This window comes from Nocardioides sp. (genome assembly GCF_036374615.1).
Taxonomy (GTDB): Bacteria; Actinomycetota; Actinomycetes; order Propionibacteriales; family Nocardioidaceae; genus Nocardioides.
This window is the reverse complement of sequence record NZ_DASUTK010000225.1, coordinates 1-22,627: the sequence shown is the minus strand read 5'-3', so window position 1 is coordinate 22,627 and position 22,627 is coordinate 1. Positions and strand designations below refer to the sequence as shown.

Genomic DNA, 22,627 nt, shown 5'->3' with positions numbered 1-22,627 from the left:
GCGTGACGCGTCCGCCGCTCGCCGGGGACACGCAGGCCGACCTGGTCGTGGTGGGCGCAGGATTCACCGGACTGTGGACGGCGATCAGCGCCAAGCGCAGGCACCCCTCGCGCGAGGTCGTCCTGCTGGAGAGCCACTACGTCGGTCACGGCGCCACCGGCCGCAACGGCGGCTTCGTCTCCGACTCGCTGACCCACGGCCACGCGCACGGGCTGGCGCTGTGGCCGGACCAGGTCGACGGCCTCGCCGCGCTCGGCAGGGAGAACCTGGAGGGCCTGCGCGACGACGTGGCGGAGCAGGCGATCGCCGCCGATCTGCGGCTCACCGGGAAGACCTTGGTCGCCACGACACCCCACCAGGCCGCGGCCCTGCCGGCGCTCGGAAAGCTGCTGGCAGAGCACGGTGAGCACGTGGAGCTGCTCGACGCCGACGGCGTTCGCGCCGACGTCGACTCCCCGACGTACCTGGGCGCGCTGCGGATCCGGAGCGGCAGCGGCACCCTCGACCCGGCAGCCCTCGCGGCCGGCCTTCGCGACTGGGCGATCCGGCTCGGCGTGCGGCTGCACGAGCAGACATCGGTGTCGTCGGTCCGGCCGGGCCTGGTGGTGACCGCGTCGGGGCGGGTGCGGGCGGACCGGATCGCGCTGGCCACGAATGCCTACCGGTCGCCGGCGCGGCGGCTGCGCAAGTATGTCGTGCCCGTCTACGACCACGTCCTGGTGACCGAGCCGCTGACCGACGCCCAGTGGGAGAGCCTCCGGTGGCCGGAGCGCCAGGGTGTCACCGACGCCGGCAACCAGTTCCACTACTATCGGCCGCTCGCCGACGGTCGGATCCTGTGGGGCGGGTACGACGCCATCTACTACTTCGGCTCCTCGACGGATGCCGCGCGGGAGCAGCGCGACGCCTCGCACCGGCTGCTGGCGCGGCACTTCGTCGAGACGTTCCCGCAGCTGGCGGGGGTGCGGTTCACGCACCGCTGGGCCGGCCTGATCGACACCTCGAGCCGGTTCGTGCCCTACGTCGGCGCGGACCGGAGTGGCACGGTCGGGCACGCGATCGGCTTCACCGGGCTGGGCGTGGCCTACAGCCGGTTCGCCGCGGGTGCGCTGCTCGACGTGCTGGACGGCCTGACCGCACCCGACTTCCTGACCGAGCGGCCGACGCCGTTCCCGCCCGAGCCACTGCGCTACGTCGCGGTGCAGGCCACCCGCGCGGCGCTCGCCCGCGAGGACCGGACGGGTCAGCGCGGGCCGTGGCTGCGGTTGCTGGACCGGTTCGGTGTCGGCTTCAACTCCTGAGCTGTGAGAGGTGAGAGAAATGGACGGGATCTTCGTGGACGGGCAGCGCCGCACGGGGTCGGGTGAGGTCGTCGAGCTCGCGGACCCCGCCACCGGCTCAGCGACGGCATCCTTCGCGCAGGCGTCGGTGTCGGACGTCGACGCCGCCGTCGCGGCTGCGCGCGCGGCCTTCCCGGAGTGGGCGGCCCGAACTCCCGGGGACCGCGCGCTGGTGCTGTCACGGGTAGCCGACGCGCTCGCCGCTGCCGAGGACCTGGTGGACCTCGAGGTGCGCGAGACAGGCAAGCCGCTGCCGGTCTTCGCCGAGGGCGAGCTGCCGTTCGCGATCGACAACCTGCGGTTCTTCGCGGGCGCCGCGCGATCGCTCGAGGGGTCGGGCGCCGGGGTCCTCTCGAGCGGGTACACCTCGCTTCTCGTCCGCCGACCGGTCGGGGTCGTCGCCGGGATCGCGCCGTGGAACGTCCCGTTCATCATGGCGATCTGGAAGGTCGGCCCGGCCCTGGCCGCGGGCAACACGATCGTGCTCAAGCCGGCGCCGCAGACGCCGTCGTCGACGCTTCGCCTGGCCGACATCGCGGTCGAGGCAGGGCTGCCCGCCGGCGTGCTGAACGTCGTCACCGGGGGAGCGGACATCGGTGCAGCGCTGGTCGAGCATGCGCAGGTGGCGATGGTGTCGATCACCGGCTCCTCGCGGGCCGGGCGGGCCGTGATGTCGGCGGCAGCGCCCACCACGAAGCGGCTGCACCTGGAGCTGGGCGGGAAGGCGCCCGCTGTCGTGTTCGGGGATACCGACGTGGAGGCCACGGCGCGCGGGATCGCGATGGGTGGGACGTACAACTCCGGCCAGGACTGCACCGCCGTCACCCGCGTGTACGTCGAGCAATCTGCGCACGACGCCGTCGTCGGTGCGCTCGCTGCGCAGCTGTCGGCGATCCGCGTCGGCGCCCCCAGTGACCCGACGACCGACATCGGGCCGCTGATCAGCCGCGAGCACCGGGAGCGGGTGCACGGCTTCGTCTCGCGCGCGGCGGGGGCCGGCGCGACCGTGGTGACCGGGGGCGAGGTCCCCGACGGACCGGGCGCCTACTACCCGCCCACACTGGTCACCGGAGCGGACCAGGCCTCGGAGATCGTCCAGGACGAGGTGTTCGGGCCGGTGCTGGTCGTGCTCCCGTTCGTCGACGAGGACGAGGCGGTCGCCCTGGCCAATGACAGCGCCTACGGCCTGGCGTCGTCGGTCTGGACCCGAGACGTGCAGCGCGCGCTGCGGGTCGCCCACCGGATCCAGGCCGGCGTCACCTGGGTCAACGACCACCTCCCGATCGCGTCGGAGGCTCCTCACGGCGGTGTGAAGGCCAGCGGCTTCGGCAAGGACATGAGCCACGAGTCGTTGCTGGAGTACACCGTCACCCACCACGTGATGGTGCGGCACGAGGCACCGCCGGAGCACGACTCCTTCCGGCCTGCGTGAGCCGGCGCCGACTCCGGGTACCGTGGGCGCATTCCACCAGCTCGCGTCGGCGAGTGTGTGCGTGCCGGCGCCCGACGGCAGGAGCCGCCATGTTCCGTCTCGCTCGTTCCAGCCTGGTGATCGCCATCGCCGCCGCCGTGTTCGCACCGGTCGCGACCGCCGCACCGGCCGAGAAGCCCTTCCCCGCCACGATCGACCTGCCGAACGGCTTCCTGCCGGAGGGCATCGCCGTCGGGCCCGGACCCACCGCGTGGTTCGGCTCCCGCGCCGACGGCGACGTCTACGAGGTCAACCTCCGGACCGGGCGTGGGCAGATCGTGAGCCAGGGCCCGGGCACCCCGTCGGTCGGGCTGAAGTCCGACCGCCGCGGCCGGCTCTTCATCGCGGGCGGCCCTGCCGGGGACGGGCGCGTCGTGTCCTCCCACAGTGGAGAGATCCTCGCGTCCTACCAGTTCACGACCGACCCGAGCTTCGTGAACGACGTGGTGCTGACGCGGTCCGCAGCCTGGTTCACCGACTCGTTCAACGCCCAGCTCTACAAGGTGCCACGTTCGCGGTCCGGCTCTCTGCCCGATCCGGGTGCAGTCGTCACGGTGCCGTTGGGCGGCGACTGGGACCAGGGCACGGGCTTCGGCGCCAACGGGATCACCGCGACGCCCGACCACCGGGCGCTCCTGGTCGTGCACTCGACGTCGGGCCTGCTCTACCGGGTCGATCGGAGGACCGGCGACGCGTCGGTGGTGGACCTCGGTGGGGCCTTGCTCACCGCCGGCGACGGGCTGCTGCTGGTGCGTCGGACGTTGTACGCCGTACAGAACCAGCTCAACCAGGTCGCCGTCGTCTCGCTCAACCGCGCCGGCACGCAGGGGCGGGTCGTCCGGACGATCACGAGCGCTGACTTCGACATCCCCACGACTGTCGCCCGCTTCGGCCGCTGGCTCTACCTCCCGAACGCGCGGTTCAACACACCGCCCACGCCAGACACGCCGTACTGGGTGACTCGGGTACCCGCCCGCTGAGCTCACATGACATCGGAGCTGGTCACGATCACCGCAGGCCGCGTGACCCTCCGGCCGCTTCGGCCGGAGGAGATCGATGCGGAGTGGGAGGCGATGGCGGCGGGGGACGAGGTGGCGCAGAACGGGATCCCTGACGAGGCCACGTTCAGGGCGCGGCTGGCGCGTTCCGGGCAGCTGACCGACGGGTGGCTCGACCTCGCCATCGACGTCGGCGCGCAAGCCGTCGGGCGGATCCAGACCTTCGTCCCGTCCGACCGGATCGACGAGCCGTCGACCTACAACATCGGGATCGGTCTCCACCCACCCGCCCGCGGGCAGGGCTTCGCGGCGGAGGCGCTGGCGGCTTTCAGCGGCTGGCTGTTCGAGAGCGCTGGTGCGACGCGGGTCGAGGGCAGGACCGACTCGAGGAACCAGGCGATGCAGCGCGTCTTCCACCGGCTCGGCTGGGTCCAGGACGGCCAGGTCCTCGACGGCGGGCGGGAGTGGCTGCTCTTCGTGGCGCCCTCCGCGTCACTCGGTTGAGGGCAGATCGGTGGTTGAGGAGGGCGCGCTAGCGCCCGTCTCGAAACCACTTCGCAAGGCCCGGATCGGTGGGGGTAACGGTTGGGTCACGATGCCCAGAAGCCTTGTGGAGTAAGGGTTCTGGGCACTGATCGTGTCAGTGGCCGCGGCTAGCGTGCCTCTCATGGAACCGGATCTCGGGCTCGCCGACCACGAGGACTTCACCTACCTCGATGCGTCGGCGACGTTGGCGGCGGTCGAGGATTCGCTGGTCGTCCGCCGGCGCGCCGAAGCGCGGGACCTGGCGTTGGCCGCCCACTGGGCCGACCTGCACGCCACGGATCCCCAGCAGGGTCCGGGGGTGCGGCGGCGCGAGTGGCGCGGGGAGGACCGGCTGATCGACCTCGGCGGAGAGGGCACCCCGCCGGTTCAAGAGCTGTGCCTGGCCGAGCTGGCGACCTCTCGCCGCGTCCACCCTCACTCCGCGCGGCGGGTGGTGGCCGATGCCCTCGACCTGCGTCACCGGCTCCCGAGCTGGTGGCGGGCCGTCCACGACCTCCGGCTGGAGGCGTGGATCGCCCGCAAGGCCGCCGCTCTGTCGCGCAGCCTCGACTACCACGCGGTCGCGGTGGTGGATGCGGCGTTGCCCGAGGGCCTGGCCGAGGTGTCCCCCGCAAGGCTGCTGGAGGTCGTCCGCGCGAAAGTGATTGCCGCCGACCCGGCCGCCCACCAGGCCAAGCTCGACGAGGAGAAGCGGCGCCGGTACGTCTCGCTGTCCCAGACCGATGAGTTCGGGCTGCGGCACGTGATCGCCCGGGTCCGCGCCGGCGACGCCGCCTGGATCGACGCGATGGTCGACCGGGTCGCCGACCTGCTCGCCCCCACCTTCCCCGCCGGCACGACGAAGGACGAGCTGCGCTCGGAGGCGTTCGGGTGGCTGGCTCGCCCCGCCGAGCTGCTGCAGCTGCTGCTCGACGGCGTCCCCGACCCCGACTTCGAGCAGGCCGACCTGGCCGCGGCCTTTCGCGGCCTGGACCCGGCCCGGCTCCGCCCGCAGGTCGTCCTCTACCTCCACCTCCACCAAGCCGCGATCAACGGCAAGGGCTGTGTGGAGTGCGGGATCGCCGCGGTGGCCCGGGTCGAGGACATCGGCCCGCTGCTTGCCAGTGAGGTGCCGGAGTGGCTCGGCCACACCAACGTGACGGTCAAGCCGGTGATCGACCTGGCCGACCAGCACGCCGTCGACGCCTACGAACATCCCGACTCGGTCGCCGAACGGATCCACCTGCGCTGTCCGGCCGACTGCTTCCCCTACGGCAACCAGGTCACCCGCGACCTCGATCTCGACCACGTCGAACCCTTCGTCCCCGGTACGCCGGGTCAGACCGGAGACCACAACAGCCAGCCCCTCAGCCGCACCGCACACCGTGCGAAGACCTTCGCCGGCTACACGGTCCGACAACTCCGGCCAGGCGAGTACGTCTGGCGAACCCCCAACGGCCGCTACACCCGGGTCAACCACCACGGCACCACGGCGCTCACCGAACAGGTCGGCTCCGGCCTGCTCTCCGACGACCCCCTCGACCAAGCCATCGCTCAGATGACCCTCGACCTCCAAGCCACCGGCAGGGCCCGCGTCCCACGCGACCTCGTGAGCAGCTAGCTCGCACTACCTCGACCGGGGATCAACGAACCAACCCTTCGCAGATGAGCAACTGCGCTGCACCGTAGGTCCCCAGGACGGCGGCCTGGTACCCCGGGGACTCCTCGGCCATGACGAATCTGCCGACGCCGATCAGGGTGTCCGACAGCAGGAACAGGGAGGCGCCGGCGAGGATTCGGTTCCGGCCCCGATCAGGGTCCACCGCGGCCGCGGCGGCGACCATCGTCGTCAGGGTCACGCCGTACGCCGCAACCGGAACCGCTGCGGCTCGGTCCTGACGGCCCGCCGCCAGAGCCATGGCCAGGGAAGCGCCTGCGCCGCCCGCCATGAGGCGCCGCCTCCCCGTGGTGTCGAGCAGTCCGACTGACGAGCGGCGCCGGTAAGCCGACACGTACGCGACGTGCGCGGCGAGGAAGGAGCTCAACCCGAGCAGGAAGCGACCCCGGCTGCTCCCGTTCAGAGCGAGGTCCCCGACCCAGGAGAGTGCTTGTGCCGCGACGACGGGCCGAAACTCGGGGCCGCGGTCGGCCCTGACGAACCGCGCGGCAAGGGCGGGCATGAGCAGCGACTTGGCGAGGTTCCGAGCTCGTGGGCCGGCGAACGAATCGCCCGACGGAGTGCCCATCGTCTGCTCCTCACGCCCGCGAGTGTCAACGGGCCCAAACCTAGACGACCTGGTAGCGGGAGCGCCGTGGACAGAGCCGCCCCCGTCGCCCCCGGGGCACCGGGGGCGGCTCCGATTTCGATGTGGGGCACCACTCAGCCAGGAGGTCCCACATCCACGGCCCGCCGTGCGTGACGGCCGACCGCGGGCCCCAAGTACCCACGGTGAGGTGATGTAGTCGCCGCTTCGGGAAGAAGTTCGCGACCTCTCGGCGAGATCGGTCAGCTCTGCGAGGCGGACGCGATGCGTTCCTCGATCACAGCGGCCAGCCGCTCGGGAGCCTCGTCACGTGTGTGGTGGGCACGTGGACGAGGGAAGCCGTCGCGGAGCGGCCGGCCCCGACGGGGATGGCGCGGTACCACCCCAGCGCCGGGCCGAGCGCATCGTCGTCGATCATCTCTCGGCGGAACCGGGCGAGCGCGTCCACGGGCATGCCCGACCGCCGCAAGGCGGCTTCGACCAGCCGCGTAGCCGAGCGGGCAGCAACTTCCGGTAGGAGCGGCAGCTGGAACGCCCCTACGTACGTCACTGCGCGCCGTAGGAATCGGCACGACCCCCCCTTCTCCTCGGCCCCGGCCTACGGCGCTGATGGGGCGAGACGTGGGTACAGGGCTCACGTGTACCAGGACTACAAGCCGTGTGAGGTCTGCGGCGCCGACGTTCGTCTGAGCACTGACGAGGCCCCCCGCACACCGGAGCCGGACGGACCGGTCGACACCCGTGTCTGCACGAACCCGGACTGCGAGACCAACCAGGTCGGTGGCTCGGCCGAACACCCCACACCCTGAGCTCGCCCGTGCCCGGGCCGGTCACCGCCGGTCCAGGACACGCGCGGTGTCGGTCGATCCGCCACGCCCGGGACTATGCTGGACTGGCACCTCGAGGAACCGTGGGGCGTTTCTGGTGGGAGGGTGGTGGGTGCCAGTGGAGTCTGACGCGCTCGGCACCGTGACCGACGCCGCGACAGCGTTCCAGTCCCAGCCGGACCTCGCGACGACGCTCGCCGAGGTAGTCGCGCAGGCCCAGCGGTGCCTGCCGGAGTTCGAGCACGTCAGCGTCTCGCGGCACGGGTCGGACCGCAGGATCCAGACCCTGGCCGCGACGACAGAGACGGCTCTCGCGTTCGACGCGCTGCAGGAGGAGACCAACCAGGGCCCCTGTCTCGACGCGGCGACCGAGGACGACGTGGTCACGATGCATGACGCCAAGCACGAGCAGCGGTGGCCTCGGTACGTCGGCCGGGCATTGGACCTCGGCCTGCGCTCACAGCTCGGCGTGCGCCTGCGGAGCGAGACCAAGGGCGTGCTCGGCCTCAACCTGTACTCCACGTCGCACGACGACATCGACCCGGGATCCATCGGTGTGGCCGAGCACTTCGCCGTGCACGCCGGCATCGCGATCGGCCACGTCCGGGAGGAGGAGCAGCTGCGGACCGCGATCGGCACCCGAACCGTGATCGGGACCGCGGTCGGCATCCTGATGGAGCGTTTCGGGCTGCCCCGCGATCAGGCGTTCGCCTACCTGGTGCGGCAGTCCAGCTCGGCGAACCGCAAGCTGCGCGTGGTCGCACGTGAGATCGTCGACGAGGCCGACCACAAGGCGGGTGGCTAGCCGGCTCGCGGCGTCATCCACCCCGCAGGGTCGTCGATCAGCGCGCCCAGCACCGCGCAGGCCGCGCCCGTGGCGCCGGGCGCGGGGTCGTCCGGGGCAACGTCGACGACGACCGACCCCCACGCCGCCGACAGGACGCGCCCGTCGAGCTCGCGCTCGAGGAGCGGCTGAAGCACGTCGGCCGCTGCGGCCAGGTGGCCGCCCAGGACGATGGTCGGGATGTCCAGCACGTTGACGGCGCTGGCCAGCGCCACGCCGAGGGCTCGAGCGGCCGCCTCGATCGCCCCGCGCGCGGCAGGATCTCCCGACCTGACCCGCTCGAGCAGCAGGTCGACGGACGCGTCCGGCGGTAGCCCGGCCGCTGCCAGCACGGCATGGAGCCCGGCGTACTGCTCCAGGCAGCCGGTGGAGCCGCAGCGGCACCTCGGACCCATGGGATCCACGGAGATGTGCCCGATCTCGCCCGCCCAGCCGTGCCGGCCCGGGAACACCCGGCCGCCGACGACCGCCGCCCCGCCGATCCCCACCTCGCCGGAGACGTACAGGAAGTCGGTGAGCCGACCGCCGCGACCTGGGGACTCCTCCGCGACCGTGCGGGCGGCCAGGTCCGCCTCGTTGCCGATCTGCAGGGTGAGACCGCCAAGCCGCCCCCGCAGCAGGTCCGCCACTCCGACGTCGGCCCAGCCGAGGTTCGGTGCGCTGAGCACACGCGCGTCAGCCACCGAGACGATGCCCGGAAGTGCCACGCCGGCGCCGACGAGGCGCAGGCCCGTCGGCAGGCTGCGCACCAGTCGGCGAGCCATGGTGCCCAGCCTCCGCAACGTCGTTGCCGGGTCGGACTGCTCCAGATCTGCGGCGACGTACCGCTGCGCGACCGTCCGCCCCCGCAGGTCGATCACCCGCGCAGCGAGATAGCCGGGATTGACCTGGAGCCCCAGCGCGGCGACCCGGCTCCCGGGTGCGAGCGGGGTTCCCGGGCGACCGCGTCCGGGCCCTTGCCGCGGCTCGAGCTCGTCGAGCAGACGGGCCACGACCAGGTCGTCGACCAGTCGCGACACCGTCGAGCGGGTCAGGCCGGTCACGGCGGCGACCCCGGCTCGGGAGAGCGGCTCGTCGGAGTCGGCGACGGCGCGGAGCACCTGACGCAGGTTGCCGTCGCGCAGACTCGGTCGCCGCGCGGCGTACGGCCCGGACGGGCCGGTCCCAGCCACCGTCATGCCTTGTCCTCACGGGTCGTCCTGATTAGGTTGTGCTACACAACAAATACCATCCGGAGGCGCGTCATGGTTCGTTCCCCTCGCCCAGAGGACAAGTTCTCATTCGGTCTATGGACCGTCGGCTGGCTGGGAGTCGATCCGTTCGGCACCGCCAGTCGCCCGGCACTCTCGCCCGTCGAGTACGCCGAGCGGCTCGCCGAGCTCGGCGCCTGGGGTGTGACCTTCCACGACAACGACGTGTTCCCGTTCGGCTCCGACGACGCGACCCGCGAGCAGGTGTGCGCCGACTTCAAGCGCGCCGCCGACAAGGCCGGGCTCGTGATCGAGATGGTCACCACCAACACGTTCACGCACCCGGTGTTCAAGGACGGTGCCCTCACGAGCAACGACCGGGACGTCCGACGGTACGGCCTGCGCAAGGTGCTGCGCGCGGTCGACCTGGCCGGCGACATGGGGGCGACCACGTTCGTCATGTGGGGTGGCCGCGAGGGCAGTGAGTACGACGGCTCCAAGGACCTGCACGCCGCCATGGAGCGTTACAAGGAGGGTCTCGACACCGTGGCCGGCCACATCAAGGACCAGGGCTACGACCTGCGGATCGCCTTGGAGCCGAAGCCGAATGAGCCACGCGGCGACATCTTCCTGCCCACCGTCGGGCACGCGCTGGCGCTGATCGCCGAGCTCGACCACGGAGACATCGTCGGCCTGAACCCGGAGACCGGCCACGAGCAGATGGCGGGGCTCAACTACACCCATGCTCTCGGCCAGGCGCTGTGGAGCGGCAAGCTCTTCCACATCGACCTCAACGGCCAGCGCGGCATCAAGTACGACCAGGACCTGGTCTTCGGCCACGGCGACCTGATGTCGGCGTTCTTCACCGTCGACCTGCTCGAGAACGGGTTCCCGAGCCGGCCGGACGGTCCGCGCTACGACGGACCGCGCCACTTCGACTACAAGCCCTCGCGGACCGAGCACATGGCCGGGGTGTGGGAGTCGGCCCAGGCCAACATGGCGGCGTACCTCATGCTCGCCGAGAAGGCGCGGGCGTTCCGGGCCGACGACCGGGTCACCGAGGCCATGGCGTACGCCGGGGTCCCCGACCTGGCCGAGCCGACAATGGCCGACGGCGAGACGGTCGCGGACCTGCTGGCGGCGCCGGACGACTTCGACCCGGAGCGGGCCGCTGAGCGGGACTTCGGCTTCGTGCGCCTGCAGCAGCTCGCACTGGAGCACCTGATCGGATGACCCTGGTCGCGGGGGTCGACTCCTCGACCCAGTCCTGCAAGGTGGTGGTCCGCGACGCCGAGACCGGCGCCCTGGTCCGGCACGGCACCGCGCCGCACCCGCCAGGCTCCGAGGTCGACCCGGAGGCGTGGTGGGATGCCCTCCAGGCAGCGGTCGCAGCTGCCGGCGGGCTCGACGACGTCGAGGCGCTCGCCGTCTCGGGTCAGCAGCACGGCCTGGTGGCCCTGGACGACCGCGGTCGGGTGATCCGCCCGGCGCTGCTGTGGAACGACGTCCGGTCGGCGGAGGCCGCCGAGCAGCTCGTGCACGAGCTCGGCGACGGTGACCGCACCATCGGTGCCGGCCGGTGGGCCGATGGCGTCGGTTCGGTGCCGGTCGCGTCCTTCACGGTGACCAAGCTGAGGTGGCTCGCAGACCACGAGCCCGAGAACGCTGCGCGACTGGCCGCCGTCGCCCTGCCGCACGACTGGCTGACGTGGCGGTTGCGCGGGGCGCGCGGCCTCGACGACCTGGTCACCGACCGGTCGGACGCGTCGGGCACCGGGTACTACGACCCGACCAAGGGCTACCGCCGCGACCTGCTGGCGCTGGCACTGCGCACGGACGACGCCCAGGCCGACCATCTCGTGCTCCCGCGCGTGCTCGGACCAGGGGAGGGGGCAGGGCGCGCGGCTGTGACGCCCGTGCCGGTGCACGTCCTCCTCGGGCCGGGATGCGGGGACAACGCCGGCGCGGCCCTCGGGCTGGGTCTCGGGGCGGGTGAGGTGAGCGTCTCCATCGGCACCTCCGGGGTCGTCGCCTGCGTCTCGGACACCGCGACCCACGACCCCACAGGAATCGTCGCCGGGTTCGCGGACGCGACCGGCCGCTACCTTCCGCTGGCAGCCACCCTCAACGGGTCGCGGGTCCTCGACGCCACGGCGGCACTGTTGGGCGTGGACCATGCGGAGCTCTCGCGGCTCGCTCTCGCCGCAGACCCCGGCGCCGGAGGGCTGGTCCACGTGCCGTACCTGGAGGGGGAGCGGACCCCGAACGTGCCGAACGCCACCGGCGAGCTGGCGGGCATGACGCTCGGCAACCTCACGCGCGAGAACCTCGCCCGTGCGGCTGTCGAGGGTCTGCTGGGGCTCCTGGGCGAGGCCATCGACGGCATGCGGCACCAGGGCGTGGATGTCGAGCGGGTCACCCTGATCGGCGGGGGAGCGCGCTCGGAGGCCGTGCGCCGGCTCGCCCCGGCGGTCTGGGGGCTTCCCGTCGCGGTGCCCGAGGCCGGTGAGTACGTCGCCGCGGGGGCCGCCCGCCAGGCCGCCTGGGCCTTGAGCGGCTCGGCCGAGCCGCCCGACTGGCGGATCGGCGATGCCGAGGTGCACACGGCCGAGCCCGTGCCCGAGGTGATGGCGACGTACGCACGCACCGCCCGGGAGACCGTCCGCCGGTCGCTCCGGGACACATGACCGATCCGGTCTGGCGCGCAGCGCATCGGTTGCTACGGTGCGGCCGGACCCTGGTGCCGCGATGATGCCTACGGCGAGCGACTGTCACAGGAAGGAACCGAGCATGACCCGTCCGATCACCCTCTTCACCGGCCAGTGGGCCGACCTCCCGTTCGAGGAGGTGTGCCGGCTCGCGTCGGAATGGGGCTACGACGGGGTCGAGATCGCCTGCTGGGGCGACCACCTCGACGTCTGGCAGTGCGTCGAGGACGACGCCTACCTGGCCGAGAAGCGCGCACTCCTGGACCGCCACGGGCTTCAGGTGTGGGCGATCTCCAACCACCTCAAGGGCCAGGCGGTCTGCGACGACCCGATCGACGAGCGGCACCAGGCGATCCTGTCGGCGCGGATCTGGGGGGACGGTGACGCCGAGGGCGTCCGGCAGCGCGCGGCGGAGGAGATGAGGATGACCGCGCGCGCAGCGCGGCGACTCGGGGTCGACACCGTCGTGGGGTTCACCGGCTCCTCGATCTGGAAGTACGTCGCGATGTTCCCACCGGCGACGCAGGCGATGGTGGACGCCGGCTACGAGGACTTCGCCCGCCGGTGGAACCCGATCCTCGACGTCTTCGACGGGGAAGGGGTCCGCTTCGCCCACGAGGTACATCCTTCCGAGATCGCCTACGACTACTGGACCACCGTCCGCGCGATGGAGAGCGTGGACCACCGCGAGGCGTTCGGTCTCAACTGGGACCCGTCGCACTTCGTGTGGCAGGACCTCGACCCGGTCTCGTTCCTGTGGGACTTCCGCGAGCGGATCTACCACGTGGACTGCAAGGACACGAAGCTGCAGGTCGGCAACGGGCGCAACGGGCGGCTGGGGTCCCACCTGGCGTGGGCGGACCCGCGGCGTGGTTGGGACTTCGTCTCGACCGGTCACGGCGACGTCCCGTGGGAGCGCTGCTTCCGGATGCTCAACACGATCGGCTACGACGGCCCGATCTCGATCGAGTGGGAGGACGCGGGGATGGACCGGTTGCGCGGCGCGCCCGAGGCTCTCGACTTCGTGCGCTCCCTGGCGTTCGACCCGCCGGAGGCCGCTTTCGACGCGGCCTTCTCCACCGACAGCTGAGCGGCCCGCGTCAGCCGAACAGGGCGGTGCCGTACCTCGACACCACCAGCAGCGCGACGGCGAGCAGCCACCCGCCGACCGCCATCAGGTCGAGGTGGCTGCGGGCGGCGTCGACCAGCACACGTCGTACGCCGGAGGGCAGCGGCAGGTGGCCGTCGAGGAGGTTGACCCGCGTCATCTCGAAGAACACGAACGTCGTCGCCACGGTGATCAGCAGGCACCAGGGGCACACCGCGCCGATCTCGAAGAGAGCCTGGTGGAGCAGCCAGTACGCCAGCGCGAGGCCCACGGTGTAGACCGCCTGAGCGGTGAGCATGAACCAGCGCGGGAACCTGATCCCCGCGAGTCCCGCGACCGCGACCGTGATCACCACCGGTTCGGTGACCAGGCCCAGGAACGCGTTCGGGAAACCGAGGACCGAGGCCTGCCACGAGCTGCCGACGGTGCCGCAGCTGATGACGGCGTTGACGTCACAGCCGAAGACGGCGTCGGGATCGCCGGCGAGTGTCACCGCCTCGACCGCGAGCACGAAGGACGCAACGAGGCTGGCGACCGACCACAGCAGCATCGCCAGCCAGGTCCCACGATGGTCTGCCCGACTTCGGCTGGCAGCGGCCCGGGTCCCCATGGACCCGGGCCGCGGCGCCGCCTGGGTCGTCACCCTCGGGCCTGCTCGATCGCCTCGGTCAACGGGCCGGTCGTGTACGGGTCGCCGTCGAAGACGCGGCCGGCGATCAGGATCGTGGGGGTGCCCTCGACGCCGTCGTCGAAGGCCCGCTGGGTCATGTCGGCGGTCCAGGGCTCGTAGGTCGCATCGGCGAACCGGTCGACGACCTCCTGCGGGACGCCGGCTCCGACCGCGAGCTCGGCGAGCTCCTCGTCGGTCAGTCCCGGGCCGTCCTCAGCCGGCTGCGCGGCGTACAACGCCCGGTGGAAGGCCCACACCCGGTCCGGGGCGGCGTCGGCCACAGTGGCCATCGCGTTGGCGGCGCGAGTGGAGTACCGCGTGCCGTCGGAGAGATCATCCAGGAAGGCCATCGGGCGCAGCTCCAGCCGGATCGTCTCCTCTCCCAGGAGCCGGGTGAGCTCCTCGCCGTTCGCGTGCTCGAACGCGCCGCAGGCCGGGCAGAGGTAGTCGAAGTACAGGACGACCGTGACCGGTGCGTCGGCTTCGCCCACGGGGACGCCGTGCTCGAGGTCGGCGGGCGCGACCGCCGTCCCGCTCGCGGAGCCGGACGAGGCCGGGGCGTCGTCGCCCATGGCCTGCACCAGCGCGACCACGAGGGCCAGGGCGAGTGCCACCAGCAGGCCGACACCAATCCACTGCGCGCGTCGGTACGGACGCCGGCTCGCATCTCCCGCCCGCCGCTGCTCTCCGGGTCGGCTCCGGTGCTCTACCTGCGTCATGTCTGCCATCCGATCGACGTGCGTGCTGTCCGAGAGCCCACGTTCCCGTCAGCTCTCGCAGAGCGTCTCCCGCACGCTGGCACCACGTCCCGGGTCGATCGTCGCCCGTCACCGGGACCAAGGTCCCGCGCCGGCCGCGCGGCTAGACTCCGGCTGCAGGAAGGGGTAGCCGCATGCCTCCAGCACCCACCGTCGGCGTCGTGGGCGGCGGCATCGTCGGTCTGGCGATCGCCCGCGAGCTGACCCGCCGTCGACCCGGCACCCAGGTCGTCGTGTTCGAGAAGGAGGACCGGGTCGGCGCCCACCAGACCGGCCACAACTCCGGCGTCGTGCACGCCGGGGTCTACTACCGCCCGGGCAGCCTCAAGGCCACGCTCTGCACACGGGGAAGGCTGCTCCTGAAGGACTTCTGCGTCGAGCACGCGATCGCCTACGACGAGTGCGGCAAGCTCGTCGTGGCGGTGGACGAGAGCGAGCTCGGCCGGCTGGACGCCCTCGAGCGGACCGCCACCGAGAACGGTGTTCCCGGTCTCCGGCGGCTCGACCCCGTGGGCATCCGTGAGGTGGAGCCGCACGCCGCGGGTGTGGCCGCGCTGCACTCACCGGCGACGGCGATCACCGACTTCGGCGCGGTGGCCCAGGTCCTGGCCCAGGACGTCGAGGCGGCCGGGGGAGAAGTGCGGCTCGCGACCGAGGTCACGGGTCTGGGCCGCGAGCGCGGCCGGATCGCGGTCGCCTCCGGCGTACGTCGCCACCTCGTCGACCGGCTCGTGCTGCGTGGTGGCCTGGACGCGGACCGACTGGCCAGGCAGGCGGACGGCCAGGACGGACCGCGGATCGTCCCGTTCCGCGGGGAGTACCTGCTGGTCAAGCCCGGCAAGCAGGATCTCGTGCGCGGCATGGTCTATCCCGTGCCCGATCCGCGCTACCCGTTCCTCGGAGTCCACTTCACCCGCCGGGTGACCGGTGGGCTCGAGGTCGGGCCCAACGCCGTTCTCGCCCTGCAGCGCGAGGGCTACCGACGCAGGGACGCCTCGTGGCGCGACGTGCGCGACATCCTCACCTGGCCGGGTGCGTGGCGGATGGCCCGCAGCAACTGGCGGACCGGTGTCAAGGAGGTGCGCGGATCGCTGTCGGTCAGGGCGTACATGCGGGACGCCCAGCGGTACGTGCCCGAGATCGGAGTCTCGGACGTCGTGCGCAACGGGTCGGGCGTCCGCGCCCAGGCCGTCGAGCGCGACGGCACGCTCGTCGACGACTTCCGCATCACCCACGCGGAGGGGATCACCGCGGTGCGCAACGCACCGTCGCCGGGCGCCACCTCCAGCCTCGCGATCGCCGAGCACGTCGTCGACGAGATGTCGCGGCACTCGTGACCGGCACTCAGGCGGGGACCCGTTCGAAGACCGCCGCGAGCCCCTGACCGCCGCCGATGCACATGGTCTCCAGCCCGTAGCGCGCTTCGCGCCGACGCATCTCGTGCGCCAGGGTCGCGAGGATCCGGGCGCCGGTGGCGCCGACCGGGTGACCGAGGGAGATGCCGGAGCCGTTCGGGTTGAGGCGCTCGTCGGTCGGGTCGACCTTCCACTCGCGCAGGCAGGCCAGCACCTGGGCGGCGAAGGCTTCGTTGATCTCGAGCACGTCGACCTCGTCGAGAGTGAGGCCGGCTCGCTCCAGCGCCGCGGCGGTGGCCGGCACCGGTCCGATGCCCATCACCTCAGGGCCGACGCCGGCCACGGCCCAGGACCTGAGAGCGAGCAAGGCGGACAGCCCACGCCGCTCGGCCTCGTCGCGAGTGGTGACGACGCACATCGCGGCTCCGTCGTTCTGACCGCTGGCGTTGCCGGCGGTGACGGTGGACTCCGGGTCGAGCTCCCGTCGGACCGGCTGCAGCGCCGCGAGCTGCTCGGCGGTGGTGTCCGGCCGGGGATGCTCGTCGCGGTCCACGACCACGTCGGGTCTCCCGCGTCGGCCCGGCACCGTCACCGGCACCAGCTCGTCGGCGAACCTGCCCTCGTCGTGGGCAGCACCTGCGCGCTGCTGGCTGCGGAGCGCGAGCTGGTCCTGCTCCTCGCGCCCGATCCCGTAGTCGCGGCGCAGGTTCTCCGCGGTCTCGAGCATCCCCCCGGGCACCGGGTGGTCCTTGCCGCCCGCTGTCTTGCGGGCGCGCACGAGCCGGTCCATCAGCTCGACGCCTCCGCTGCGGACGCCGGTGCGCAGCCCGGTCGCGTAGTGCTCCACCTGGGACATCGACTCCGCGCCGCCGGCGACCACGACGCGCGCGGCCCCGGTGACCACCATCCCGGCGGCGTACAGCACGGCCTGCAGTCCCGAGCCGCAGCGGCGGTCCACCTGGACGCCGGGGACGCCGACTCCGAGGCCGGCGTCGAGGGCGGCGACCCGGCCGATGGCGGGAGCCTCACCGCTGGGGTAGCACTGGCCGAGCACCACGTCGTCGACGTCGCCCTCGCCGAGGCTGGTACGCCGCACCAGCTCGGCGAGCAGGCCGGAAGCCAGGTCGGTGGCGCTGAGGGAGGCGAAGGCGCCGCCGAACCTGCCGACGGGGGTCCGGATCGGCTCGCAGATCACGACGTCGCTCATGAGGCTCACGCTAGTGCTCGCCGTACGGGGGAGTGACCCACGACCTCAGGTGCGGCGCCGGAGGGACCGGATCGGGACCAGGTAGAACACGGCGATGGCGAGGTACCCCAGGACGGCGACGACCGGTGCGAGGAGTCCGAGACCGATCATGACCACGTAGAAGACCAGGCCGGGGGTCAGCTTCTGGCTGATGACCGCCACCTCGGCGTTGCTGACGTCCGGACGGACGAGACCTGTACGGACCGCGTACCGCCAGATGATCGAGGTCAGACCGCTCGCCGCGAGCAGCGTCAGTCCGTAGAACGTGGTGGCAACGTTGCCTCCCTCGTCGTGCTCGACGGTCTCCGCCAGTAGCCGCGTCGGGAAGGGGAGGAAGGCCACGACAAGGAGCAGCAGCAGGTTGAGGCGCAACAGCAACGGGCTGGCGCCGTGCAGGTAGTGCGTGATGGCGGTGTGACCGAGCCACAGCGCACCCACCGTGGCGAAGCTGACGACGTAGGCGAGGTACGACGGCCACTGGTCGAGGAGCGCGCCGAGCAGGTCGTCCTCGGCGCCGGGGGGGCACCGAGATCTCCAGCACCAGGAGCGTGATGGCCACGGCGAACACGCCGTCACTGAAGGCCTCCAGGCGTGTGGTCCGCAGCGCGATCTGCTGGCCCGGCTGGGCGTCATCGGTCACGATTCCCTCCCACGGTCGTCTAGTGGCCGGCCGTGGGTGGAGTCGTGCGGTGCGGCTCGCTGCTGGCTGGCCACCGGCCCATCATGGCACTCGCAGGACCGTCGGTCTCCCTGGAAATCAGGTCATCCACGGACATGTGACGTAGGCTGGCGGAGCCGGGGAACCCGCAGACGTCGAGTTCGCGTCGTCATTTCGCGGTGAACATCTCCCGAGCCCGGCCGCAGTGGCCGGCAGGATCGACTCCCTTGGCCATCCCCCCGACGCCGACGCTCACGCTTGCCGCTTCCGAGCCGGCCACCGACGCCCCGCACCGTCCGAGCCTGCTCGCCGTGGTCCGGCGGGTGTCCCTCAGCCTGCTGATCGCGGTGGTCGTCCCTGCGGTGGTGTTCTACGTGTGTTTCGTGCTGGCCGGCATCTGGCCCGCGATCATCGCCGCGCTCGTGTGGTCCTACGGCGCCATCGCGTGGCGCGCGATGACCAGGCGGCGAACGTCGGGACTCCTGATCCTCGCCGCGATCCTGTTGACCGGGCGGACCGCCCTGTCCTTCGTCGCGGACAGTACCTGGCTGTACTTCCTCCAGCCGATCATCAGCGACGGCGCCGTCGCTGTGCTGTTCCTGCTCTCGCTCGCGAGCGCCCGCCCGATGGTGGCGCGGCTGGCCGGCGACTTCTACCCGATGGACCACGAGCTGGCGGCGCGGCCGCGGATCCAGCGCCTCTTCCGGCGTCTGACGATCCTGTGGGCAGTGCTCGGGCTCGCCAAGGCGACCATGACGCTGTGGCTGCTGCAGTCGCAGTCGCTCGAGACGTTCGTGCTCGCCAAGAGCATCTCGATGCTGGCGATCAACGTGTTCGCCGCGTTCGCGACGATCGGGCTGGCAGCGCTCGTGGCACGCAAGGAGGGCCTGATGGGCTCGACGCGCCTGGTACCCGTGGTCGCGCGGGCCTGACACCCGCCCGCGCCCCCGTCGCCGCGACCGTCAGGTCAGGAAGATCCCGGCGTACGGCTTGGGCGCGAAGTACGTCGTCTTGGGCGGCATGACCTCGCCGAGGTCGGCGATCCGCGTGAGCGTGGCCAGGCTGGGGGCCGCGAGGACGAACAGCGCCCCGCCGTCTGCGTCGCACCGGCTCGTGGCGAGCTCGACGGGCAGGTGGTCGGGGATCGCCTCGAACCGCGGATGACCCTGACCCGAGACGTCGAGGACGGGTCCGAGCAGGTGCTCCTGGACCAGGGACGCATCGAGCCCGGCGGCGCCGTCGGGCCGATCTCCTGTGAGGTGGAGGTCGTACCAGCAGCCGTCGACGTACACGCCGATCCCGCTCGCCCCGCCCGCCGAGGGACGCACGTCGAAACGGTGCGAGGCGGCCTCGATCAGCCGCGCCGCGTCGACCGGCCCGGCGACCCGCCGGTGGAACGCCGACAGGGTCAGCCCTTCCATGGGGAAGATCACGCACAGCACGCCTGCGTGCGCCGGTCGGCCCGCGACCTCCCAGGCCCGCAGCCGGGCAGACACCCGATGGTGACCGTCGGCGATGTAGTACACGCCGTCGCCGAACGCCGTGGAGATCGCCCTCTCGGCGTTTCCCGGCACCCGCCAGACCGTGTGCTCGACTCCGTCGTCCCCTTGGAACCGGAGCAGCGGGTCGCTGTCGCACACCCGCGCGACCTGCGTCGCGAGCTCGGCCGGGTGGTCGTGGAGCAGCGCGACCGGCTCCGCACGCTGGGGATGGTCCGCGTAGTACCGCACCAGGCCGTCGACCCGCTCGGGGTCGACGGACTCGTGGCCGCGAACCCGGCCGAGGGCGAACGCGTCGAGGCGCACGTCGGCGACGATTCCGGTGTGGTCGCCGGCCCCGTCGCGCATCCGGTAGACGAAGTAGGCCGTCGGCGAGTGCTGGTAGGCCTCGGGCCCGACTGGTGTCCGCACCCCTGGTTCCGCGAACCCCCGCGCGTCGACCATCGGCGCGACAGCCCGGGTGGCCCACTCCGGGCGGACCACGCGTGACTCGAAGGGGCGGGCGACGCCGTACGACGCGGTCCGCCCGTCGTCAGCAGCCGTCATGCCGATCCGTCGATGGCAGTGGCCGAGACGCCGAACACGTCAGGCAGGGCGTCGAGGTCGGCGAGCAGCGAGTCCGACAGCGGGCCGGCGACGTCGATCGTCGCGACCGCGGCGTCGCCGCCGCGGAAGATCCGGTTCTGCATGTGCTCGACGTTCAACCGGTCCTGACTCAGCCGGTCGAGCACGTGCGCGAGCACGCCGACCCGGTCGAGGTGTCGCACCGTCAAGATGGTGGAGCCGATCCGGCTGGGCGTGAGGTTCACACAGTTCGGTGTCTCGCCCTGGACGAAGGCGTCGATGATCTCGACGACGCCTGCAGCGATGGCGGCCTGCGCCTGCTGGGTCGACGCCCCGATGTGATGGGTGCCGACGACCTGGGGGTGCTGGGCCAAGGGTGACACCCACTCGCCAGAACCGGATCCCGGCTCGTCGGCGAAGACGTCGAGACCCGCACGCAGCCCCTTGGTCTCCAGCGCCTCGAGCAGCGCGGCCTCGTCGACCAGCTCACCGCGTGAGGTGTTGAGGAGGACGGCGCCGTCCTTCATGCGTTCGAGGAACGAGGCGTCGACCAGGCCGGCCGTGTCGGGACTGGACGGCAGGTGGAGCGTGACGATGTCGCTGGCGGCGAGCAGGTCGTCGAGGGAGTCGACCAGCTCGATCCTGAGGTCCTCGATCCGGGCCGTGGTCTCGTTGCTGCGGCCGGGCTTGTCGAGGGCGACGAGGTTGATGCCGAACGCCCGGGCCCGCTGGGCGACCTCGAGGCCGATCGAGCCGAGGCCGAGGATCCCCATGGTCGCCCCGAGCAGTCCGCGTGCCTTGCCGTACGCCTTCTTGTCCCACCGGCCCTCCCGGAGGTCGACGGTGGCATCGACGATCCGCCGGTCCACCGCCAGCAGCAGTCCCATGGTCAGCTCGGCCACGGCTGCGGCGTTGCGGCCGGGCAGGTTCGCGACCAGAACGCCGCGAGCGGCGGCGGTCTCGGTGTCGATCGTGTTCGTGCCGGCACCGGCTCGGATCACGAGGGCCAGCCGGTCCGCCCGCTCGAAGACCTCCCGTCGTACCTTCGTGCTGCGGACCACGAGCGCGTCGAAGCCCTGGATCCGTTCCGCCAGGTCCCCGGCCTTCAGCGTCGGCTCGACCACGCAGGTGTGGCCTCGCTCCTCGAGCTCGGTGACGGTCGACTCGCCGAGCGAGTCGGCAAAGAGCACGCGCATGGTCATCCCTCCGTCCGACGCACGCCGGTGCCACAAGGTAACTGCTGGCGACGCGGGGCGCGACGGGGGTCAGCGGGCGTCCACGATGCGGAGCGCCAGCCGGGGACAGGTGCGCACCGCCACGCGAGCCTCGCTCATCAGGTCGGGGGTGACCGGACCTCGCACGATCGGGTAACCCCACTCGTCGAGGTCGATCAGATCCGGGAGCACCTCGTGGCACAGCCCCCTGGCCCGGCACTCCGGCCAGTCCACCCGGAGCTCTCGCGCGGTCATGCCACGCCCCGTTCGGCGTCGTCGCGCCCGTCCCAGCGGCAGCGTCCCGAGGCGTGGGAGGCGACCTCCCCGACGAACGTGGAGAGCAGCGACCGCACCAGTCGCACGGTCCCGTCCGGGTGTGCGCAGGCGCCGCGTCGTACGACGAGCCGGGCCAGCTCCTCCACGCGTGCGCTCCCACCCACGCCGCGGCAGATCGCGTCCACCGCCGACGCGAGTGCTGGCAGCCCGTTGAAGCACGGCCCGCAGCGGCCCGCGCTCTGCCCTGCGAGGTACGTGACGATGCGCCGGGTGAGCTCGACCGGGCAGTCGCCGGGCCCCAGGGACAGCAGCACCCCGGCTCCCAGCGGTGTGCCCAACGCGCGCATCCGGGTCGCGGACAGCCGGAGGCTGGCGACCGTCTCCCAGGTCGCCCACGACCCGTGGAAGCCCCCGACCAGCAGCGGTCGACCGTGTCGTTGCCTCGGTACGACGTCGAGCAGCCGGGCGCCGTAGGGCTGCTCGTGGACCGTCGGGACCGAGCCCGGCGACCCCACGGTGAGCAGGGTCGCGCCCGGCTCCTCGGCGGTTCCGACCCGGGCGTACTCCCGTGCCCCGCGGAGCACCAGCAGCCCGATCCGGGCCCACGTCTCGGCATTGCTCAGCAGGGTGGGGCGGCCCTGGTACCCCGAGACGGCCTCGGGGGCCCATGTCGTCGTCGGCAGGTTGGGCCGTCCCGCGAGCAGCTCGACGACGGCCCGCGCCTGCCCCGCGACGAACCGGGGCTCGGCGGTGTGGGTGACCACCGGGACCGGGTCGTCGCGCTCGGCGATGGCCACCCGCATCGACGCTGCGGCAGCCGGCCGCTCTCCCGGCAGCACGACGTGCACCTCCCGGGCCGCGAGCGCCCGCGCGCTCGCGAGAACGCCGTCCAGCACCAGGTGCGGACGGGTCAGGGCGAGGGCGGTGTCCTTGGCGCTGGCGGGTTCGCCCTCACTGAGGTTGACGACGAGGACGGGCCTTCCCGCGCCGAGCGCCCGCAACTTCCTGACGAAGGGGAACCCGGCGCCCCCGCGCCCGCACAGGCGGACCCGCTCGAGCTCGGCGAGCAGCGGTCGCAGCGGGTGGCGACGGTGCAGCTCGTCGGGCCGGTA

22 protein-coding genes and 1 pseudogene are annotated in these 22,627 nt (G+C 72.2%); 11 read left to right on the top strand and 12 right to left on the bottom strand.

Annotated elements, in window-relative coordinates; genetic code table 11:
- Positions 1-2 precede the first annotated feature (2 nt).
- The 5 genes from VFZ39_RS17500 to VFZ39_RS17480 all read left to right on the top strand — a co-directional run bounded on the left by VFZ39_RS17500 (position 3) and on the right by VFZ39_RS17480 (position 5,955).
- Positions 3-1,301 (top strand): FAD-dependent oxidoreductase, encoded by a 1,299-nt coding sequence (locus VFZ39_RS17500; protein WP_330867074.1) that lies wholly within the window; start codon positions 3-5, stop codon positions 1,299-1,301.
- 19 nt (positions 1,302-1,320) lie between these two features.
- A complete protein-coding gene (locus VFZ39_RS17495) occupies positions 1,321-2,772 on the top strand; it encodes an aminobutyraldehyde dehydrogenase (protein ID WP_330867073.1) in 1,452 nt (483 codons plus the stop codon).
- 89 nt (positions 2,773-2,861) lie between these two features.
- The gene (locus VFZ39_RS17490; protein ID WP_330867072.1) at positions 2,862-3,791 is read left to right on the top strand and encodes a superoxide dismutase; all 930 of its coding nucleotides are present in this window, start codon (positions 2,862-2,864) and stop codon (positions 3,789-3,791) included.
- Positions 3,792-3,797: 6 nt separating this feature from the next.
- Positions 3,798-4,313, top strand: coding sequence for a GNAT family N-acetyltransferase (locus VFZ39_RS17485; protein WP_330867071.1), 516 nt, complete (start codon positions 3,798-3,800; stop codon positions 4,311-4,313).
- A 163-nt stretch (positions 4,314-4,476) separates the two neighbouring features.
- The gene (locus tag VFZ39_RS17480; RefSeq protein WP_330867070.1) at positions 4,477-5,955 is read left to right on the top strand and encodes a DUF222 domain-containing protein; all 1,479 of its coding nucleotides are present in this window, start codon (positions 4,477-4,479) and stop codon (positions 5,953-5,955) included.
- 22 nt (positions 5,956-5,977) lie between these two features.
- Here the strand turns inward: VFZ39_RS17480 and VFZ39_RS17475 are convergent, their stop codons facing one another.
- A complete protein-coding gene (locus VFZ39_RS17475) occupies positions 5,978-6,580 on the bottom strand; it encodes a lysoplasmalogenase (protein WP_330867069.1) in 603 nt (200 codons plus the stop codon).
- A 295-nt stretch (positions 6,581-6,875) separates the two neighbouring features.
- Positions 6,876-7,052: a hypothetical protein gene (locus VFZ39_RS17470; RefSeq protein WP_330867068.1), complete on the bottom strand. Its 177-nt coding sequence runs from the start codon at positions 7,050-7,052 to the stop codon at positions 6,876-6,878.
- Positions 7,053-7,537: 485 nt separating this feature from the next.
- Between VFZ39_RS17470 and VFZ39_RS17465 the strand changes: the two genes are divergently transcribed.
- Positions 7,538-8,230, top strand: a complete 693-nt coding sequence (locus VFZ39_RS17465; protein WP_330867067.1) for a GAF and ANTAR domain-containing protein — start codon at positions 7,538-7,540, stop codon at positions 8,228-8,230.
- Here the strand turns inward: VFZ39_RS17465 and VFZ39_RS17460 are convergent.
- Positions 8,227-9,447 (bottom strand): ROK family protein, encoded by a 1,221-nt coding sequence (locus VFZ39_RS17460; RefSeq protein ID WP_330867066.1) that lies wholly within the window; start codon positions 9,445-9,447, stop codon positions 8,227-8,229. The genes VFZ39_RS17465 and VFZ39_RS17460 overlap by 4 nt on opposite strands.
- 66 nt (positions 9,448-9,513) lie before the next feature.
- Here VFZ39_RS17460 and xylA point away from each other — a divergent pair, with 66 nt between their 5' ends.
- From xylA to VFZ39_RS17445, 3 genes are all read left to right on the top strand, one after another.
- Entirely contained in the window at positions 9,514-10,692 is a 1,179-nt protein-coding gene (xylA, locus tag VFZ39_RS17455) for a xylose isomerase (protein WP_330867065.1), read from the top strand.
- Positions 10,689-12,146, top strand: a complete 1,458-nt coding sequence (xylB, locus tag VFZ39_RS17450) for a xylulokinase (RefSeq protein ID WP_330867064.1) — start codon at positions 10,689-10,691, stop codon at positions 12,144-12,146. The genes xylA and xylB overlap by 4 nt, the downstream gene beginning before the upstream one ends.
- A gap of 103 nt (positions 12,147-12,249) precedes the next feature.
- Positions 12,250-13,257: a sugar phosphate isomerase/epimerase family protein gene (locus tag VFZ39_RS17445; protein ID WP_330867063.1), complete on the top strand. Its 1,008-nt coding sequence runs from the start codon at positions 12,250-12,252 to the stop codon at positions 13,255-13,257.
- Between the two features lie 10 nt (positions 13,258-13,267).
- Here the strand turns inward: VFZ39_RS17445 and VFZ39_RS17440 are convergent, their stop codons facing one another.
- Both VFZ39_RS17440 and VFZ39_RS17435 read right to left on the bottom strand, forming a co-directional pair.
- Positions 13,268-13,918 carry a vitamin K epoxide reductase family protein gene (locus tag VFZ39_RS17440; RefSeq protein ID WP_330867062.1) on the bottom strand — a complete coding sequence of 217 codons (651 nt, stop codon included), beginning with the start codon at positions 13,916-13,918 and terminating at the stop codon, positions 13,268-13,270.
- Positions 13,915-14,664 (bottom strand): DsbA family protein, encoded by a 750-nt coding sequence (locus VFZ39_RS17435; protein WP_330867061.1) that lies wholly within the window; start codon positions 14,662-14,664, stop codon positions 13,915-13,917. Before VFZ39_RS17435 ends, VFZ39_RS17440 begins: the two co-directional genes overlap by 4 nt.
- A 173-nt stretch (positions 14,665-14,837) precedes the next feature.
- Here VFZ39_RS17435 and lhgO point away from each other — a divergent pair, with 173 nt between their 5' ends.
- Entirely contained in the window at positions 14,838-16,040 is a 1,203-nt protein-coding gene (gene lhgO, locus VFZ39_RS17430; RefSeq protein ID WP_330867060.1) for an L-2-hydroxyglutarate oxidase, read from the top strand.
- Positions 16,041-16,047: 7 nt separating this feature from the next.
- Here the strand turns inward: lhgO and VFZ39_RS17425 are convergent, their stop codons facing one another.
- The 3 genes and pseudogenes from VFZ39_RS17425 to VFZ39_RS19095 all read right to left on the bottom strand — a co-directional run.
- Positions 16,048-17,265 carry an acetyl-CoA C-acetyltransferase gene (locus VFZ39_RS17425; RefSeq protein ID WP_330867059.1) on the bottom strand — a complete coding sequence of 406 codons (1,218 nt, stop codon included), beginning with the start codon at positions 17,263-17,265 and terminating at the stop codon, positions 16,048-16,050.
- 45 nt (positions 17,266-17,310) lie between these two features.
- Positions 17,311-17,880, bottom strand: coding sequence for a TMEM175 family protein (locus tag VFZ39_RS17420; protein WP_330867058.1), 570 nt, complete (start codon positions 17,878-17,880; stop codon positions 17,311-17,313).
- Positions 17,858-17,944 (bottom strand): annotated as a pseudogene (locus tag VFZ39_RS19095) (hypothetical protein); the annotation flags it as partial. The gene VFZ39_RS17420 and the pseudogene VFZ39_RS19095, both read right to left, overlap by 23 nt.
- Positions 17,945-18,189: 245 nt before the next feature.
- Here VFZ39_RS19095 and VFZ39_RS17415 point away from each other — a divergent pair.
- A complete protein-coding gene (locus tag VFZ39_RS17415; RefSeq protein ID WP_330867057.1) occupies positions 18,190-18,894 on the top strand; it encodes a VC0807 family protein in 705 nt (234 codons plus the stop codon).
- Between the two features lie 30 nt (positions 18,895-18,924).
- On the opposite strand, the gene VFZ39_RS17410 is transcribed toward VFZ39_RS17415, so the two are convergent.
- The 4 genes from VFZ39_RS17410 to VFZ39_RS17395 form a co-directional block, all read right to left on the bottom strand.
- Complete coding sequence (locus VFZ39_RS17410; protein ID WP_330867056.1) at positions 18,925-20,007, bottom strand: DUF1015 family protein; 1,083 nt, start codon at positions 20,005-20,007, stop codon at positions 18,925-18,927.
- A complete protein-coding gene (locus VFZ39_RS17405; protein ID WP_330867055.1) occupies positions 20,004-21,221 on the bottom strand; it encodes an NAD(P)-dependent oxidoreductase in 1,218 nt (405 codons plus the stop codon). Before VFZ39_RS17405 ends, VFZ39_RS17410 begins: the two co-directional genes overlap by 4 nt.
- Positions 21,222-21,290: 69 nt before the next feature.
- Positions 21,291-21,494, bottom strand: coding sequence for a ferredoxin (locus VFZ39_RS17400; RefSeq protein WP_330867054.1), 204 nt, complete (start codon positions 21,492-21,494; stop codon positions 21,291-21,293).
- On the bottom strand, positions 21,491-22,627 hold a 1,137-nt coding region (locus tag VFZ39_RS17395; RefSeq protein ID WP_330867053.1), incomplete at its 5' end, for an NADH-ubiquinone oxidoreductase-F iron-sulfur binding region domain-containing protein. The genes VFZ39_RS17400 and VFZ39_RS17395, both read right to left, overlap by 4 nt.